Source organism: Xenorhabdus bovienii SS-2004, assembly GCF_000027225.1.
GTDB lineage: Bacteria > Pseudomonadota > Gammaproteobacteria > Enterobacterales > Enterobacteriaceae > Xenorhabdus > Xenorhabdus bovienii_C.
Map to the genome: position 1 here is coordinate 132,368 of NC_013892.1, position 15,386 is coordinate 147,753.

The 15,386-nt window shown below is 45.5% G+C and carries 16 protein-coding genes; 1 reads left to right on the forward strand and 15 read right to left on the reverse strand.

Annotation, left to right across the window (positions count from 1 at the left end; translation table 11 throughout):
• Positions 1 to 598: 598 nt before the first annotated feature.
• From XBJ1_RS00575 to gntX, 14 genes are all read right to left on the reverse strand, one after another.
• Positions 599 to 1,693 carry an aminotransferase class V-fold PLP-dependent enzyme gene (locus XBJ1_RS00575; protein WP_012986748.1) on the reverse strand — a complete coding sequence of 365 codons (1,095 nt, stop codon included), beginning with the start codon at positions 1,691 to 1,693 and terminating at the stop codon, positions 599 to 601.
• Positions 1,694 to 1,697: 4 nt separating this feature from the next.
• On the reverse strand, positions 1,698 to 3,065 hold the full coding sequence (locus tag XBJ1_RS00580; RefSeq protein ID WP_012986749.1) for a YhfT family protein: 1,368 nt from the start codon (positions 3,063 to 3,065) through the stop codon (positions 1,698 to 1,700).
• 10 nt (positions 3,066 to 3,075) lie between these two features.
• A complete protein-coding gene (locus XBJ1_RS00585; RefSeq protein ID WP_012986750.1) occupies positions 3,076 to 3,438 on the reverse strand; it encodes a DUF2620 domain-containing protein in 363 nt (120 codons plus the stop codon).
• 85 nt (positions 3,439 to 3,523) lie between these two features.
• On the reverse strand, positions 3,524 to 4,612 hold the full coding sequence (locus XBJ1_RS00590) for a phosphotriesterase-related protein (protein WP_012986751.1): 1,089 nt from the start codon (positions 4,610 to 4,612) through the stop codon (positions 3,524 to 3,526).
• A gap of 96 nt (positions 4,613 to 4,708) precedes the next feature.
• Complete coding sequence (locus XBJ1_RS00595) at positions 4,709 to 5,884, reverse strand: YhfX family PLP-dependent enzyme (RefSeq protein ID WP_012986752.1); 1,176 nt, start codon at positions 5,882 to 5,884, stop codon at positions 4,709 to 4,711.
• 104 nt (positions 5,885 to 5,988) lie between these two features.
• Entirely contained in the window at positions 5,989 to 6,351 is a 363-nt protein-coding gene (locus XBJ1_RS00600) for a hypothetical protein (protein WP_012986753.1), read from the reverse strand.
• Positions 6,352 to 6,400: 49 nt separating this feature from the next.
• Positions 6,401 to 7,309, reverse strand: coding sequence for a GntR family transcriptional regulator YhfZ (yhfZ, locus tag XBJ1_RS00605; RefSeq protein WP_012986754.1), 909 nt, complete (start codon positions 7,307 to 7,309; stop codon positions 6,401 to 6,403).
• Positions 7,310 to 7,738: 429 nt separating this feature from the next.
• Positions 7,739 to 8,248, reverse strand: coding sequence for a GNAT family N-acetyltransferase (locus XBJ1_RS00610; RefSeq protein WP_012986755.1), 510 nt, complete (start codon positions 8,246 to 8,248; stop codon positions 7,739 to 7,741).
• Positions 8,249 to 8,515: 267 nt separating this feature from the next.
• On the reverse strand, positions 8,516 to 10,021 hold the full coding sequence (glpD, locus tag XBJ1_RS00615; protein WP_012986756.1) for a glycerol-3-phosphate dehydrogenase: 1,506 nt from the start codon (positions 10,019 to 10,021) through the stop codon (positions 8,516 to 8,518).
• Between the two features lie 262 nt (positions 10,022 to 10,283).
• A complete protein-coding gene (locus tag XBJ1_RS00620; RefSeq protein ID WP_012986758.1) occupies positions 10,284 to 11,042 on the reverse strand; it encodes a DeoR/GlpR family transcriptional regulator in 759 nt (252 codons plus the stop codon).
• Between the two features lie 61 nt (positions 11,043 to 11,103).
• The gene (glpG, locus tag XBJ1_RS00625; RefSeq protein WP_012986759.1) at positions 11,104 to 11,937 is read right to left on the reverse strand and encodes a rhomboid family intramembrane serine protease GlpG; all 834 of its coding nucleotides are present in this window, start codon (positions 11,935 to 11,937) and stop codon (positions 11,104 to 11,106) included.
• A 73-nt stretch (positions 11,938 to 12,010) separates the two neighbouring features.
• Entirely contained in the window at positions 12,011 to 12,334 is a 324-nt protein-coding gene (gene glpE, locus XBJ1_RS00630) for a thiosulfate sulfurtransferase GlpE (RefSeq protein WP_012986760.1), read from the reverse strand.
• Between the two features lie 163 nt (positions 12,335 to 12,497).
• Complete coding sequence (gene nfuA / locus XBJ1_RS00635) at positions 12,498 to 13,073, reverse strand: Fe-S biogenesis protein NfuA (protein WP_012986761.1); 576 nt, start codon at positions 13,071 to 13,073, stop codon at positions 12,498 to 12,500.
• A 72-nt stretch (positions 13,074 to 13,145) separates the two neighbouring features.
• Complete coding sequence (gntX, locus tag XBJ1_RS00640) at positions 13,146 to 13,829, reverse strand: DNA utilization protein GntX (protein WP_012986762.1); 684 nt, start codon at positions 13,827 to 13,829, stop codon at positions 13,146 to 13,148.
• Between the two features lie 38 nt (positions 13,830 to 13,867).
• On the opposite strand from gntX, the gene bioH reads away from it, so the two are divergent.
• Positions 13,868 to 14,644, forward strand: a complete 777-nt coding sequence (gene bioH, locus XBJ1_RS00645; RefSeq protein ID WP_012986763.1) for a pimeloyl-ACP methyl ester esterase BioH — start codon at positions 13,868 to 13,870, stop codon at positions 14,642 to 14,644.
• A 46-nt stretch (positions 14,645 to 14,690) separates the two neighbouring features.
• Here bioH and XBJ1_RS00650 read toward each other — a convergent pair whose 3' ends face one another.
• A complete protein-coding gene (locus XBJ1_RS00650) occupies positions 14,691 to 15,134 on the reverse strand; it encodes an OsmC family protein (protein WP_012986764.1) in 444 nt (147 codons plus the stop codon).
• Positions 15,135 to 15,386 lie beyond the last annotated feature (252 nt).

The following is a 15,386-nucleotide window of genomic DNA, read 5'->3' on the forward strand; positions in this document are numbered from 1 at the left end:
TTCTAACTCAGAAATAATGAAATTTCTTTGTGATATTGATGACCTGTCCTCATTTTTAATGAAATTAAACAGAAGAAACTATATGGATATTAAATAGTTATTGTGATAGTTATTTGCTATATTATTGCGATATTTTCCACATAAAATAATCAATATTAGTTCACTATAAATTCAATGGGTATATTGGTATTAAATAAATAATTATTTTTCTTTAAATACGGCTAATTATATGAATTTTATGTTATTTGAATATAATATTAATGAGGTTAATATTTTAATTGGTTATATTTCATGATGTAAAATGTTAATATTTAAAATTAAAAATTGGGTTCTGTATCATCAATTATATAAAAATGTGATTTGACTAAAGTTAAATTCAATGTAATAGTCAATATCAAGCAAATCCATTTATTAACGCCTGATGATGTTTCCTATTTTGGTCTTGTTAATCCAAAATACCGGGTAAATAATAAAAACAGATGAAATACCTTATGTAATGCAGTAACAGAAGGGATAGTTTGTTTAATGTTTAAATTAAATGATAATCAGGCGTTATATTTTTTGCTTTTTTAATCAAGTTACCGCTGTTTTGCCTTTTTTATTGACCGCTTTTCTGAAAAATACTTTCCCGCAAAATACGCATCACTGTTTCTGCCCCGCTGCGATTGGGATTAATGCGGATCATGCGTTTTTCCAGTGTAGGATCTGCCTGACGAAATGTACCGGAAATGCGGTAAAACAGCGGCGGGATTTCAAACTTGGATTCTGCACCCACTGGATAAGGTAATGCTCCCAACCCATGTGCGGCCGTCAGTACTGCTTCGGCGATAGGGTCGTGAAATTCCACCAATAACACTTTGGATTGAGCATTGGCCAGAAATGCCTGTTTCACCTGTGGCAATTCCCCCTGATTCAATCGTGTCACCAACGTTTCATTAACTTCCGCCTGTACTGCATGTATCACTGGCGCGGACACCAGCCCACGCAATGCTTCCATTGCCTGATAGCCTTGTATCTGACAGCCACCGGAGTACATGCTGCGGCGTAGGGTCTCAATCATTGTTTGTTTGCCGATAACTAAGCCAACTCCCTGTGGCCCCAGTAACTTAAAACAGGAAAAACTGGAGAGTGTCGCGCCATATTCGCAGCCAATATGCGCCACTTTCATGGCTGCATAGTTATCATCGACCAATGAGGGAATTTGATACTGATGGAGTATGGCGAGCACATCTTGCAGGGCGTAGCTGTCATCTATCTTTTGCCGTGTATGCTGGATCAGGCTGGCAGCAGGTTGATATTGCCGGATGGCCGCTGCAATTTGTTCTGTATGATTGAAATCTGCATACACCACGTGAAGCCCCATTTGTTCAATCGATATCTTGGTCGTGGGATAAATCGGTGCATCGTGGACGAGCAATGTAGCGTTGGGACTGACTAATGCCGCCAGCCCCGCGCGTAGCGCCCCTGTTCCGGCTCCATTGACAAAGGCTGCCGCTTCAGCACCAAAATGCTCCGCGATGACCGCTTCAATGCGATGGGTCATCCGGGGTTGGTGCAGATCCGGGACTAAGCCCAGATCACCTTGCGAGAGAAAATCAGCGCCGGGAAAGTGACGACAGATAATATCCACCAGTTTGAACTGCTGCTGCTGGGCTTGCGCCATCGTCATACTTTGCAATGGATAGGTTTTCATTTGCTTATTTTATTCCCAGCAGATAGAGCACGTTGGCAAGGATACCCACCGCAATAGTTGCGATTGGGCCGATAGCCATCTCTACCAAAGGACGTCTGGAAGTACGGTTGAGCAGGTAGATTCCCGCCACGATCATAAAGCCTATACCCGGCAAAATAGCGTTGGAGGCAATCATACCACCAACCAGCAGGGCGACTTCGAGCATTTTGGTGATCGCGGTACGAATATGGCCACTACAGGCTTTTACGCCGGGGTATTTATCCAGCCAAATGGCGATTTTCGCCAGCAGCTGGATTTCAATGAACATGGTGATGCCGCCCGCAATAAAGGCGATCCACGGGTTGTTGGTCGCCAGACCCGCCACAAACACGAATTTCATGCCATTCGGGCTGTAAACTCCCGTGGCTATCGCCGTGGTGCCGACCAGCGGGATAAAGCTGATGGCGCGTGCCAGTGCGACCAACAGGGCGTTGGTCTGTTCGCCCTGCGCCATTAATTGCAGGGAAACCGGGCCTTCGGCCAGCAGGCTGAAAGACATGGTCGCGGCACTTGCGGTCAGGCCGCCGCAGAGGATCAGCAGCCATTTGTTTTTCTGGATGCGTTCAATACGGGTAGAGAACAGCCCGACTAAGACTTCATTGGCTCCTTTCTGCTCCGCTGACTGGGCTGGACGCTCCCGCATCGCAAAGTAGAACATGGCAATCATCGACAACAGTAATGCTGCGCCGTTGGGATCGAAACTGACCGGCTTTTCGATCATGCCACCAAAGCTGAGTGGGCCAACCGCCTTGGTGGCCAGATAGCCTATCAACGCGGTGAGCATGACCCATAGCCCTTTGCGGTAGCCATATTGATAACCCACAACTATTGCAGGGAACAGCGCGAAGCAGGCGACAATGGGATCGCCAACTTTCTTGAGGTCATCGGTGAAATTCACCGGCAGCATGGCAAACAGTTCGACGACTGAGCGCAGGCCGGCGAGCAAGGCAATAGCATACAGGGCGCCGATGATACCCGAGGCGATAAACCCTCTTCGGCTGTTGGCACACCAGATGCCGATCATATCAGTGCCGAGCAGCAGGCTGTGAACCAGCACAATCGGCGCTGCCAGTGAAAAGGGAATGCCAAAACCGACAACCAGACCGATGCTCAGGGCAAAGCTGGTCGCAGCGAGCGCTTTGCGGCTCATCCGGCCTTCAAGGTATTCCGGCAGCAGCGGGCGCAGACCATCATGGAAAACAGCGATACCACGGTTTGCCATCATGGCGGCAATCGCGCCAATAGCAGCGAGTAATCCGGCCTTGAAAGGGTCAACTTCCATCAAGCTCATCAGAAAACTGTGAAGATGTTGTATGGCATTGATATCACTCATGACATGCTCCTCACTGAGAAACGATGGTGTTGATGATCACCGGCAGGACAACATCAATATCCTGACCTGTAAAACCGAATGCTTTTTTACCTGCTTTCACATGGGCAATAATCTCGTCGTCAGACAGGATTTTACCCGGCATACTGATGGTGGCACATTGATTCAGGCCGATAAGTGCGATGGCGATTGCCAGTGCACCACCACCGCCGGTATTGCATGCACCGAGATAGTAATCTGCATCACCATTTTTAATCGCCATAGCGGCTTCAATGTCATTCATGATGGTAATTGCAGTGGCTTTGTCTCCCGCCAATTGCCGAATGCTTTCGGCTATTCTTTCTTTTTCTATTTGCCCGCCAATGACAAATTTCATGCTGTTCTCCCTCTCTTTTTATTTTGTACCGGATTGCTGATTGATTGAAAAAGCTAATTTTCGGAAAATACAGGGGTTAGAAAATTTAAGTCTTAGAAAAGCCGTGTCGGAAAAATTGTGCAGGATTATCGCGTAACATGAGATCTATCTGCGTTTGGGAGAAACCAGCTGCCAGTAACATCGGCACGAATACGGTCAACAGGTAATCGAATCCAATTCCCCCGTTACTTTTTAAATGAGAACGGCGAGTGATATCCTGGGATAGCATCACTTGGCCCAGCAGACCACGTTTGGCGACTTCCCGCAACATGGCAATGCGCCCACTGTCTGGATAGTAGTTGTTTTTGCCAATCGTATCGAATTGTATCCACGCCCCTTCTTCAAGCAGGGGAATAATTGTGTCGAGATTATCTTTCAGATCACAATGACCGATAGCCACATGTTCAGCGGAAACGCCAAATTCTTTGAGCAGAGCCAGTTGCTCACGTCCCATTGTGCTTAAGGTGGTATGGGTGGAGATAGGGCAGCCAGTGGCATGATGTGCCAGAGCGGCGGCGGCAAATACTTTCTTCTCATCCGCTGTGATTTGATCAAGGCTGGAACCAATTTCTGCTATCACGCCGGCTTTTAGCCCAGTACCGTCAATGCCCGTTTCAATTTCAGCAATCATATCGTCGGCAATCGCCTGTACACTCAATTCGCTGAAATGAGCGGGGAAAAATGGTTCTTTATAGTAACCCGTCGAAGCAATGATGTTGATGTGGCTATCACGCATCAAATCCAGTAGGAAGTTAGCATTGCGCCCCATGTAGCGGTTGGTCATCTCCGCGATGTTCCGTAGGCCAAGGGTATAAAGGTGACGAAGTTCATCGACGATCAGATCATATTGGTCTAATCGACAGTCGAGACTGCCTTTCGCACCAGAGAGATCGATATGCAGGTGTTCATGCACATAGGTATAGCCCGATGTATCAATACAGGTATTTTGCTGTGTACCCAGATGTGGGTTATTTAATTGTTTGTTTGATGAATATAGCAGCGTCTCACCCCGACGTTTAACCTGATATTCTTGGTAGTCCGCCTGTTTGAGTGCGTCTTCAGCTTCATCAATTCTGGATGAGGAATACGTAGCGGAATGTGTGGGCGTATTCCCAGTTTGTTTCTGGTATCCCATAAATATTTTTGTAGCATCATGTGGTAAATCGACTGGAGCGAAAATAACATTATTTAAGGGATAAGTGATATTAACTGTAATACTTTGATTGGATGATTATTGAAAATAACCCCTGTTTTTCCAATTTCCTTGACTGTCATAAATGCCTTGAAGCTTTGGTGAACCGGATTGAATGCCGGAAACGAGAGCTACGTCGCTGCGGGTGACAAAAATCTGGGTACGGAAGCACATGATCACTGGGCTGCCGATAGGATGGATACCGGATATCGGGATATGGTAATCAATGCAGGGATCTCCCAGACTCAGTACCCGCACGGTTTTGGGGGAGCGCGCATGTTCAGGGAAAACCAGCGCGTATTTCATATGTCCACGTTTATAGTAGCCGCCGCCATAGCAGTAACTGTTGCCGTCGTAGTGATGGGAAACCTCGGTGATATAAACCATTGAGATCTTTTCAGGTTCTTGGCCACTGATATTGGCGGGTATCGTGCCGGTCAGGGCATGTCCCGGCTCAAGGTGGGTAGCACCGTATTTTGCCAGCAGGGGGATGGTGTTGCAGCTTGATGCTGAAGGCGCATTGATTTGTGAGAGTTCAATGCCAAGCTGTTCAAGTCTGTTGCGCGCCCTGAGGAGGGTCTGCAAGTTGATGGTGGGCAGGGTTGTCTGATATCGGGCGTTCCACTCCAGGCAGGGGAAATGGGTTAAACCGCTCAACTTAATGCCCGGCATGGTTTTTAATACGTCAACGGTTGTATCCAGTTCATCGAAGAAGATACCTGCTTCCTGAGAGGGTAAAGTGATATCACGCTTATCAAACACTTTCAGCATGATGGGCTGAATCCGTCCCAATTTCTCTGCGGCATCTGAGATCGCCTGTGCTTTTTCAATGGAAAACACCGTAATGATACCCGGATGCTGTTTAAGCATGGTTTCTATCAGGTGTGCAGGGGTTTGTACCAAATGACCGATGTGGCATAGCGGTATGCCATGCTGACTCAGGGCATATGCCTCCCTGAAATCCACGGCCACGACACCAGGGTAACCGAGTTCAATGAGCTTTTGAGCCAGCCAGGGATTACGGCCAATCTGTTTGGTCATCAAATAGAGTTCAATGCCATATTGCTCTGCTGCTTGCAGTAAATGCCGACCATTGTCCAAGACCTGATCGACATCAATGATGTAAGTGTCTGGTAATATCGCGCCTTGCTGCCAAAGGTCTTTTGCTATTTCAATCAATTTGGGGTTCTGTTTTTTCAGGGCATTGATAAACATCGGCTTCCCTTCATGGCTGCAATGCGGCACGGCTGTGTGAAAATTAAAAAGACTGAGAAATTCAAATATTCATTTTTTTGAATATTTATAGTGTAAAACAAAATTCAGGGAATTTTGGTTGCCAGTATTAAACCATATAAATTTACCAACAGATAGCCTTCTTCGTTGGGGTGCAGTGTGATTGTGAATTTTTCTAACAATGCGCGATGGATTTTGAATAATTGTGCGCAGTGTTCTGACTGCTCGATTTTGGTCAAGATATTCTTTTCAAGTGGCAAAACAATTTCGCCGCGACGTGAGCGCATGAAAGCACTCGCCATGTGGGTAAGCGCCATTTCACCTTGTGGATGATGGACAGGGATTAACCAGATATCTTCTAGATCATGCACAATATCAAGCATGTTATCGTAGATATCTTGGTCGATGACGCCACCTTGCAACAGGATAGTTAGTCGTTGTTCTACCATTGCTTTTTGTTATACGTCAGGTTAATCATTTGATTTGGTTTATTGAGCGTCAATAAACTGGCTCGATTGTGCCTGCGACCACGTTTTGTTGATGAGTCAGCAGTGCTTCCCGATCAACCATGGTGTACAGGAGTTGCTGGATGGGGATGTTGTCCTTACGAGCCAAAATAACGGCTTCGGAGGCTTTGATAAAGCACTCACTATCATCTGGAAGCTGAGTCATCAAACCTTGTGCTACCAGTTCGTGACCCTGCCCGACGTTCCAAATGGCCGCATCAATGTGGCCTTTCATGATTTGATTCAGACATTCGTGATAGGAGACCTCGACCACTTCAATCTCTTTTCCTTCAAAATACTGATTCGTCATTATTTTTTGGTCTGCTGAAGTACTGTCCAACCCAACCCGGCGAATGGAATCCATTTCGCCATGACGAAAGATTAATCTATGCCTGTCTGTATAACTTTGTGTCCCTAGTGAAAGCGCAATATATAAATCTTTATTTTCTGGGTGCTGCTCTGCGGCAAGTCTTGACGTTACTGCTAAGTCATAGACGCCATTCAGTAAGCATTCAATGCGGATGTCTGAACCACGCATATGTGCAAAATAAAAAGGAATCTCTGCACACAATGCTTTTAAACCACTGGCCAGACCTTCATAGGCGCGGGTATAAGGAAGCGGCATTGCGCAGACCACATTGCCGATATCGGCATACTCCAAGAGTAATTTATGGTTAATCTGCGAAAGAAAGCTGCCATTACGACCACGACGCTTAATTCCAACCGCTTGTGCCTGTTCAAGAGATTTCAATGCTGCTTGCATTAAACCTACGGACAATCCACATTCTTTAGCCAGTAACTCGATAGTTTTCAGGCGGTTGCCACATTGCTCAGAGAGGAGATAACGAGCTAGAAACGATTGTGCAATCCCCTCTTTTTTAATGAATGTTTGACTCATCATAGTAAGCTTTTATCCATTCTGGTTTATTTTCATAAATTTGAACATAAATCGCAATAAGCGAATTATAGAAAGGGGATTAATATCACAACTGAAAAAAAAATGAAAATTTAAAAAAGCAATAAATATAAATATTATCAATATCTTGAATGTATATTTAAATTTATTACTGAAGATATAAAAATCAGCGTTATGGGAGAATATAGGGAAATCTGCGTGTAGACCCTATCTGTCTGCTGTATTTACCTTACTGTAAGGTGATTTTTGCTATACTATTTGTTACGTAATGAAATGGTTAGATTATATTTTGCTTATTGTTTTTTTAGTAATCAATTAGAAATTTAAATGAAATAGATGCATTCTTCACCTGTTTTAGGTTATTACTATCTTATCTGCGTTATTTTTCATATAAAGAAAATAATAAAATCATTATCATATTGGTTTAGTCATAATATGCAGGGTACTTTTCTGCTTGGAACGGGAAAAGATAATATTTTTGTACCATTTCATCCCTTTTCTTTCATAGAATTTGATGGCTAATGTGTTCTGTTCTAATACTTCCAGCCAAAGCCATTGCAACCCCTGCTCCTGACCGAGTTTGACTATATGGTCAAATAATTGCTCACCGTATTTTTGTCCGGTCTGATGTGGCATCAGATGGAGCTTATGCAAATAGACGCCAGTTAAATCGCTATCAGGGAGCGGTTCATAGAAGACGATTTTGGCAAAACCGACTGAGTGATGAGTTTCAGCAATAAACCACTTGTGATTGGTGGTGTTGAGTGAGTTCGATATTTTTTCTGGTGAACCCTCTTCGGCGACATATTCTTCCAATTCGGTTTTGTTATGCCACAAATAGGAAAAGTGAAAACGATAGCTTTCCTCAATGAGCTGGGATAACAGCACCGCGTCTTTGATTGTCGCTTCCCGAATGGTTAACATAGAGTAACCTCCAAGGTTAATTAGATCAGCTTTTCGACATCCTACCATGCCAATAGAAATATGATGATTTAAATAACCAGTTGAATAAAATTAAAAATTAAGAAATCTCAGTAGAAAGTAGGGATGATTTATTTCGAAACTTTATGGTCATTTTCAGGAAAGAAAATGAGCGGGAAGATACTTTTAGGGTAGGAATGAAAAAGATTATGCGAGAGGAAAGATAAAATGGCGATAATCTCTTATCGCCATTTTTCAGCAAGGGTAGAGTTAGCTTTGTGCCTGACTTGATTGAACGTTCTGTGCCAGCCAGTCAGCAACCCGCTGTTTCTGTTCATCGGTCAGCCACATACCCAATTTAGTCCGGCGCCAGATAGCATCGTCTAACTGAGTCACCCACTCATGTTCGACCAGATAACGCAACTCGGCTTCATACAGGCCGTGGCCGAAGAACTCGCCTAAATCTGTCAGGGCTTCTGCGCCTTTCAGGATTATCTGGCAGTTGCTGCCGTAAGTACGGGCATAGCGTTGTGCCACACCTTCTGGCAGCCAGTTATGACGCTGGCGTAGCAGGCGTGCATAACCATCGCGATCATGGCCTTCCAGTTCACCACCCGGTAATTTACCGTTTTTAGTCCACGCCTTACCTGCGTTTGGATAGTACTGTACCAGTTTCTCCAGCGCGTGTTCAGCCAGTTTCCGGTAGGTTGTCAGCTTACCGCCAAAGACGGACAACAATGGCATCTGCCCCTGTTCATCCTGTACATCCAGCGTGTAATCACGGGTGATCGCCTGTGGTGAATCTGATTCATCATCGCACAGTGGGCGAACGCCGGAGTAAGTCCAGACAACATCACTACGGTTAAGCTGTTTCTTGAAGTGGTTGTTATAAACTTTCAGCAAATAGCCGATCTCTTGATCGTCAATTTTAACTTCTTTTGGATCGCCTTTGTATTCAACATCGGTGGTGCCGATGATGGAAAACTCATCATTCCACGGAATAACAAACACGATACGGTTATCTTCGTTTTGCAGAATATAGGCTTGAGGTTCATCATGCGCACGAGGTACAACGATATGGCTGCCCTTGATCAGACGGATACCGTAAGGTGATTTCAGTTTCAGCCCATCATCAAAGAAGTTTTTGACCCACGGGCCAGTCGCGTTGACTAAGCCTTTGGCGCGCCATGTATCGGTTTTGCCCGTGGTGAGATCTTTCGCTTCAACCATCCAGTAACCCTTTTCACGCCATGCGCGGGTCACTTGAGTACGGGTACGGACTTCACCGCCATGCTTCTGGACTTCCTGAGCGTTCAGGACAACCAGACGGGCATCATCGACCCAGCAGTCGGAATATTCAAAGCCACGGCGGATGGAAGGTTTCAGCACGGAATTCGCACCAAATTTCAGCCCCTTGCTGCTTGGCAGACTAACGCGTTTACCCAAGTTATCATACAGGAACAGGCCAATGCGGATCATCCAGGCTGGGCGCAGATGCGGCTGATGGGGCAGGCGAAAACGCATTGGGAATGCAATATGGGGTGCTAATTTCAGTAATACTTCACGCTCTGCCAGTGCTTCACTGACCAGCCGGAATTCATAATGTTCCAGATAGCGCAGGCCACCGTGGATCAGCTTGGAACTGGCAGACGAAGTCGCACTGGCCAAGTCTTGACCTTCCAATAGCAGGACGGAAAGTCCCCGGCCAGCGGCATCTGCCGCAATACCCGCGCCGTTAATTCCGCCGCCAATCACAATCAAGTCTTTGGTTTCCATTACATCCCCCTCTGAAATGTTCGGAACAGTTCTTTAATGCTCGTTTTCGCTCAAAAGATTGTAATCAAAATTTCATCAATCGCCAACCTTTAACTAGGAAAAAACCTATTCGCGTGATGCAGATAACAAATTTTTATCATATGTATAAGATTAATAAGGAATTTGCGGGAAGCAAATTGAGGGCAGAAATTTGGGAGCAGGGGCTTGCAACGGGAAGCCCCACCTTATTCATATTTCAGGTGGGGAAATGAATAAAATGTGATTAGCACAGTTCCAGTTTGACACTATGCTGCTCAATGATTTTCTGGATGCTGGCAGGAGGCACTTTATCCGTAAACAGGAAATCAATAAGATTCATGTTGCCGAGGTTGACCATCGCACTACGGCCAAATTTTGAATGGTCGGCAACCAGCATCACGCAGCGGGAGTTCTCAATAATGGCGCGTTTGGCTCGGACTTCATGGTAATCGAATTCCAGCAGAGAGCCATCGCTATCGATGCCGCTGATCCCAAGAATGCCAAAATCAAGGCGGAACTGGGAGATGAAATCCAGAGTTGCTTCACCAATAATGCCGCCATCACGGGAACGGACTTCACCACCCGCCATAATTAACCGGAAATCTTCTTTCCCCATGAACAGGCTGGCAACATTGAGGTTGTTGGTGACAATCCGTAAATCCCGGTGATTAAGTAGTGCATGCGCGACGGCTTCGGGAGTGGTGCCAATATCAATGAACAGGGTTGCACCATTTGGGATCTGGGTGGCAACCTGCCGGGCAATACGGGCTTTTTCATCTGACCACATGATTTTACGGTCATGATAGGCGGTATTGACGGAGCTGGAGGGTAGTGCAGCTCCGCCGTGATGACGCTGGATCTTATTTTTGTCTGCCAGATCATTTAAGTCACGCCGGATGGTTTGCGGGCTGACATCAAAGTGTTCAACCAGCTCTTCAGTGCTGACATAACCTTGAAGGCGCACCAGCTCGATTATTGCATCATGTCGCTGAGTTTGCTTCACAACATTCCCCTAATGTTTTGCATAGATGGATTATAATTGACCAACGTTATTTGGAATATTATTAATTTTTTTGTTTACGTAAATTATCCCATAGCCCCATGAGTAAGCCGATGATTAACCCCGAAAAATGAGCAGCATTGGCGATATTCAGTGAAAACATATCGAAATAGCCAACCAATAACCAGATGACCGAGATAGCGATTAACCCTCTGGGGACACTGATCCCTCTTTTGGGGGACATTTCACCCGTCAGCCAAACGTAGCTGATCAGTGCGTAGACCACACCAGAAAGCCCACCAAAATGCGATCCACTGAACAAGGATTGTGCCCAGTCAGTGAAAACCGCAGAGACTATCGTAATTTCAAAGAGTTTTCCGGCACCCATATGCCTTTCCACCTGACTGCCGAGATACCACCATAACGCGAGATTGAACAGAAGATGTGTCAGGGAGAAATGCAGCAGGGCAGGGCTGACCCAGCGCCATAATTCCAGATATTGTTCACCATTAGGCCACGCTAGCCAGCGCATGACATCGGAATCTCCTGCCACCTGCATCCATAGATAAACTAAGATACAGAGAGCGGTCACGGAGATAGTCAGCGGGCCGGACTGACTTTTCAAGGTGCTCAAATTCAGGCTGTTGTGATATTTAAATGAATAACCCGATTTGCCAGCTTGCCAACTGGCGGTTTGATAGCGCTCATTGAATGGATCGCGGGAAAATTGGTTAAGTTCCTGCTCAACAAAACTTAACTGGTTTTCATCTTCCAGCCACAATTCAACCAGTGCTGGCTCATGGGTAGGACGCATGGTCAAGTGAATGCCCTGTGTCACCATATAATCAATAAAGGCTTGAGCCAGTCGTGGATTGGATATTGAGGTTACGTGGATCATTGCGCGTTTTATCTGCCTTAAGTTGAAGTTAATCGCACAGGGCTAATTAGATTAGAATCAGTATGTTAAGAAACTATAGCGTGTTAACAGCCTCAGGATAGCTTCTCTGCCATACGTCAAAGCCACCATTAACACTGTAAACGGTTTCAAAACCCATATTCACAAGGTATTGTGCGGCGCCTTGACTACTGTGGCCGTGATAGCACATCACCATGACAGGCTGGTCAAAATCAGTTTCTTGCAGGAGGTTATTGAGGGTTTCATTGGTCAGATGAAATGCGCCTGTTGTATGTCCGGCACGGAAACTCTGTGGATCACGGATATCCACCATAACAGCAGTTTTATTCAGCCAATGCTGGTAGGCTTGTTCAGGGTTTATTGTTTGAAAACGGTCCATAAATACTCAATGTTATTTCTAATACTTTCCATTTAAAGGCATTAATTTCTTAATAATCGTCTTTATGACTTTACGCCTTCCCAACGTTTCCATTGGAAAGGCGTGGAAATACTGGCTAAAAATGCTAAGAACAGAAAAAGGGTCAAAAAATACAAATCAAGAATCAGTAATAAGAGTGTTCGCCACGCTGGTGTTCAGTCAGGTCTCTGACCCCTTTCAACTCAGGGAACATATTCAACAACTCTTTTTCTATCCCTTCTTTCAAAGTGACATCGACCATAGAACACCCATTACAACCACCGCCGAATTGCAGGATGGCATAACCTGCATCGGTGATTTCCATCAGGCTGACACGGCCGCCATGACCTGCAAGCTGAGGGTTGATCTGCGATTGCAGGACATATTCAACACGCTCAATCAGTGGAGCGTCATCCGTCACTTTGCGCATTTTGGCGTTCGGGGCTTTCAGGGTCAGCTGGGAGCCAAGTTGATCAGTTACAAAATCAATGACGGCTTCTGCCAGAAAAGGAGCACTGATTTCATCAACATAGGCAGAAATCTGGTCAAATTTTAGTTCGGTATCAGTGGCTTCAACAGCATCCGGTGGGCAGTAGGAAACACCGCATTCAGCCGTCGGGGTTCCCGGATTAATGACAAAAACGCGGATCTGTGTACCCGGTTCTTGACTTGCCAGTAGCTTGGCAAAGTGCGCTTGCGCTGCTTCAGTAATATTAATCATGTCATTTGCTCAATAGTTGACTGTAATAGTTGACTCTTCTAGTTGGTTATAATACGCCCATTTATAAAGGAACTACAAGGTTCGGCATATTGCCCAAGCTTGCACGGAGTGAGCACCCGCACGAATCAACAACTGTGAGGCTTCATGCAACGTTGTCCCCGTGGTGATCACATCATCGAAAATCGCGACATTTTGATCGGTAAAATCGCCACGCAATTGAAAGGCATGCTTAAGATTGGTTTTCCGTTGAGTGGCAGATAAGCCCCGTTGTGTGAGTGTAGCACGCGAGCGCCACAAAAGATCGGGCTGATAGTGGCATTGTAACCAGCGTGATAACGGCTTGGCGATCAGTTCAATTTGATCGAATCCACGTCGCCAGCGTTTTTTGCTGTGCAGAGGAATGCCGAGTATACAATCCGGCTTATTCCAGCGGCCATCACGATAACCCTGTAACCAATGCAGGAGAAACAGACGGGCTAATACTGTCGCGAGTTGTGGGGTGCCGTGATATTTGTAGCGTCGGATAAGCCGGCTTAATGGCGGGGCATAGTCTGTAATGGCGATGAGGTGTTGCCACGGGGGCGGATTTTTCAGGCAGCGGCCACAGGGAAAATCTCTTGATTCGGCAGGCAGAGCACAGCGCGGACAGACATGTTTCAGCCGTTTTAATTGCTGGTGGCAGATATGGCAGATCCCATGATGAGCAAAATACAAACTTTGATGGCATAGCCAACAGTATCCAACCATTGTTAGCATAGGTTCCTTCCTTGATGACAAATAAGATGAGAATAACAATGAATAAGTTGTTTTGGCAGATAATGGGTGAGGCTCCACGCGATCTTGTGATGCTGCACGGATGGGGATTGAATTCTGAGGTCTGGCGTTCCGTGGAAACGCGACTGTCTTCGCATTTCCGCTTACATCTGGTGGATTTGCCGGGGCATGGTCGCAGCCAGCCGTATCCGGCAATGACTCTGGCAGAAATGGCGGATACTGTATGGCAGCAGGCACCGGAGAATGCGTTGTGGCTGGGCTGGTCGCTGGGAGGATTGGTTGCCAGCCGTATTGCATTGGATCATCCGGCGGAGGTCGCGGGTCTCATTACCGTGGCATCTTCGCCGAAGTTCAGTGCGGAAGGTGACTGGCCGGGGATTAAACCGACCGTATTGAGGGCTTTTGAGCATCAACTGAGTGAGGATTTCCAGAAGACCGTTGAACGTTTTCTGTCATTGCAGACCTTGGGTACTGACAGCGCACGTCAAGATGCACGTTTACTGAAATCTGTGATATTGAATCAGCCGATGCCGACAGTGGAAGTACTCAATGCAGGGCTGGAAACTCTGCGTACCGATGATCTGAGGGCGGAACTGGCTCAACTTCAGCTACCTTTTTTGCGTCTGTATGGTTATCTGGATGGCCTTGTGCCGCGTAAAATTGCTGCACAACTCGACAATGAGTGGCCACATACCCATTCGGTCATTATGCGTAACGCGGCTCACGCGCCTTTTGTTTCCCATCCTGATGAATTTGTGGATGCCGTAATGGAGTTTGTGGCTAACGCAGGATTGTGATTATTGCGTATTACCCATAACTTGTTAGTTATGGGTAATTGACCGTTTATCTGGAAGGATAAACTTCAGTGACAATTTCAGGTGCATTGAGGATGGTATCAAGAACAGGGCAGTTGCTTTCGACAAAATCAATAAAATCGCGGATCTCTTGTTCGGTATTATCGGCTTTGATATAGAATTTGGAGGTGATTTTGGAAAACCCCATTTTGGTGTTTTTATTTCTTCCTGTGAAGCCGTCGGTATCCAATTCCCCTTCCATTTTTACCTGAATATCAATCAAGTTGATTTTATGTTTGCGGGCAAAACTTTTCGCCACAATACATTGGCAGGCACCGAAAGCTGAAAGTAATGCTTCCACAGGATTCATGGCTTCATCAGTTCCTCCCAGATTTTTGGGTTCATCCACATGGAAGGAAAAGCCACGTGTTGAACATTGCATTTTGAGGTGACCGGATGATTCTATTTCAGCAGTAAATAACTCTTTAGGCATATTATTATCCTCAGGTTATTAAATATTGACAGCACTAACACCCAGATAATAAGAGAATAATTTTTATTTTTCAATTTATGTTTGAGGAGTGAGGTTTTATTTTTCAATTCACTATCGGCCGATTAATGCCTGATAAAAGTGACAATAATCACAATGTTAAGGATTATATTATAAAGGTTATTATTTTACTTATTATTTTGAGTCATGACTTCAAAGCGTTAATTTGATATTCTTGAACTTTTTAATGGGATA

Excerpts from the sequence above, each read along its gene's own strand:
- XBJ1_RS00600 (WP_012986753.1), bottom strand. The coding sequence starts at position 6,351 with ATGGTAGAACAACGACTAACTATCCTGTTGCAAGGTGGCGTCATCGAC.
- glpG (WP_012986759.1), bottom strand. The coding sequence starts at position 11,937 with ATGATCCACGTAACCTCAATATCCAATCCACGACTGGCTCAAGCCTTT.
- XBJ1_RS00590 (WP_012986751.1), bottom strand. The coding sequence starts at position 4,612 with ATGGGATACCAGAAACAAACTGGGAATACGCCCACACATTCCGCTACG.
- XBJ1_RS00595 (WP_012986752.1), bottom strand. The coding sequence starts at position 5,884 with ATGTTTATCAATGCCCTGAAAAAACAGAACCCCAAATTGATTGAAATA.
- nfuA (WP_012986761.1), bottom strand. The coding sequence starts at position 13,073 with ATGATTAATATTACTGAAGCAGCGCAAGCGCACTTTGCCAAGCTACTG.
- gntX (WP_012986762.1), bottom strand. The coding sequence starts at position 13,829 with ATGCTAACAATGGTTGGATACTGTTGGCTATGCCATCAAAGTTTGTAT.
- glpE (WP_012986760.1), bottom strand. The coding sequence starts at position 12,334 with ATGGACCGTTTTCAAACAATAAACCCTGAACAAGCCTACCAGCATTGG.
- XBJ1_RS00575 (WP_012986748.1), bottom strand. The coding sequence starts at position 1,693 with ATGAAAACCTATCCATTGCAAAGTATGACGATGGCGCAAGCCCAGCAG.
- XBJ1_RS00585 (WP_012986750.1), bottom strand. The coding sequence starts at position 3,438 with ATGAAATTTGTCATTGGCGGGCAAATAGAAAAAGAAAGAATAGCCGAA.
- XBJ1_RS00580 (WP_012986749.1), bottom strand. The coding sequence starts at position 3,065 with ATGAGTGATATCAATGCCATACAACATCTTCACAGTTTTCTGATGAGC.
- yhfZ (WP_012986754.1), bottom strand. The coding sequence starts at position 7,309 with ATGATGAGTCAAACATTCATTAAAAAAGAGGGGATTGCACAATCGTTT.
- bioH (WP_012986763.1), top strand. The coding sequence starts at position 13,868 with ATGAATAAGTTGTTTTGGCAGATAATGGGTGAGGCTCCACGCGATCTT.
- XBJ1_RS00610 (WP_012986755.1), bottom strand. The coding sequence starts at position 8,248 with ATGTTAACCATTCGGGAAGCGACAATCAAAGACGCGGTGCTGTTATCC.
- XBJ1_RS00650 (WP_012986764.1), bottom strand. The coding sequence starts at position 15,134 with ATGCCTAAAGAGTTATTTACTGCTGAAATAGAATCATCCGGTCACCTC.
- glpD (WP_012986756.1), bottom strand. The coding sequence starts at position 10,021 with ATGGAAACCAAAGACTTGATTGTGATTGGCGGCGGAATTAACGGCGCG.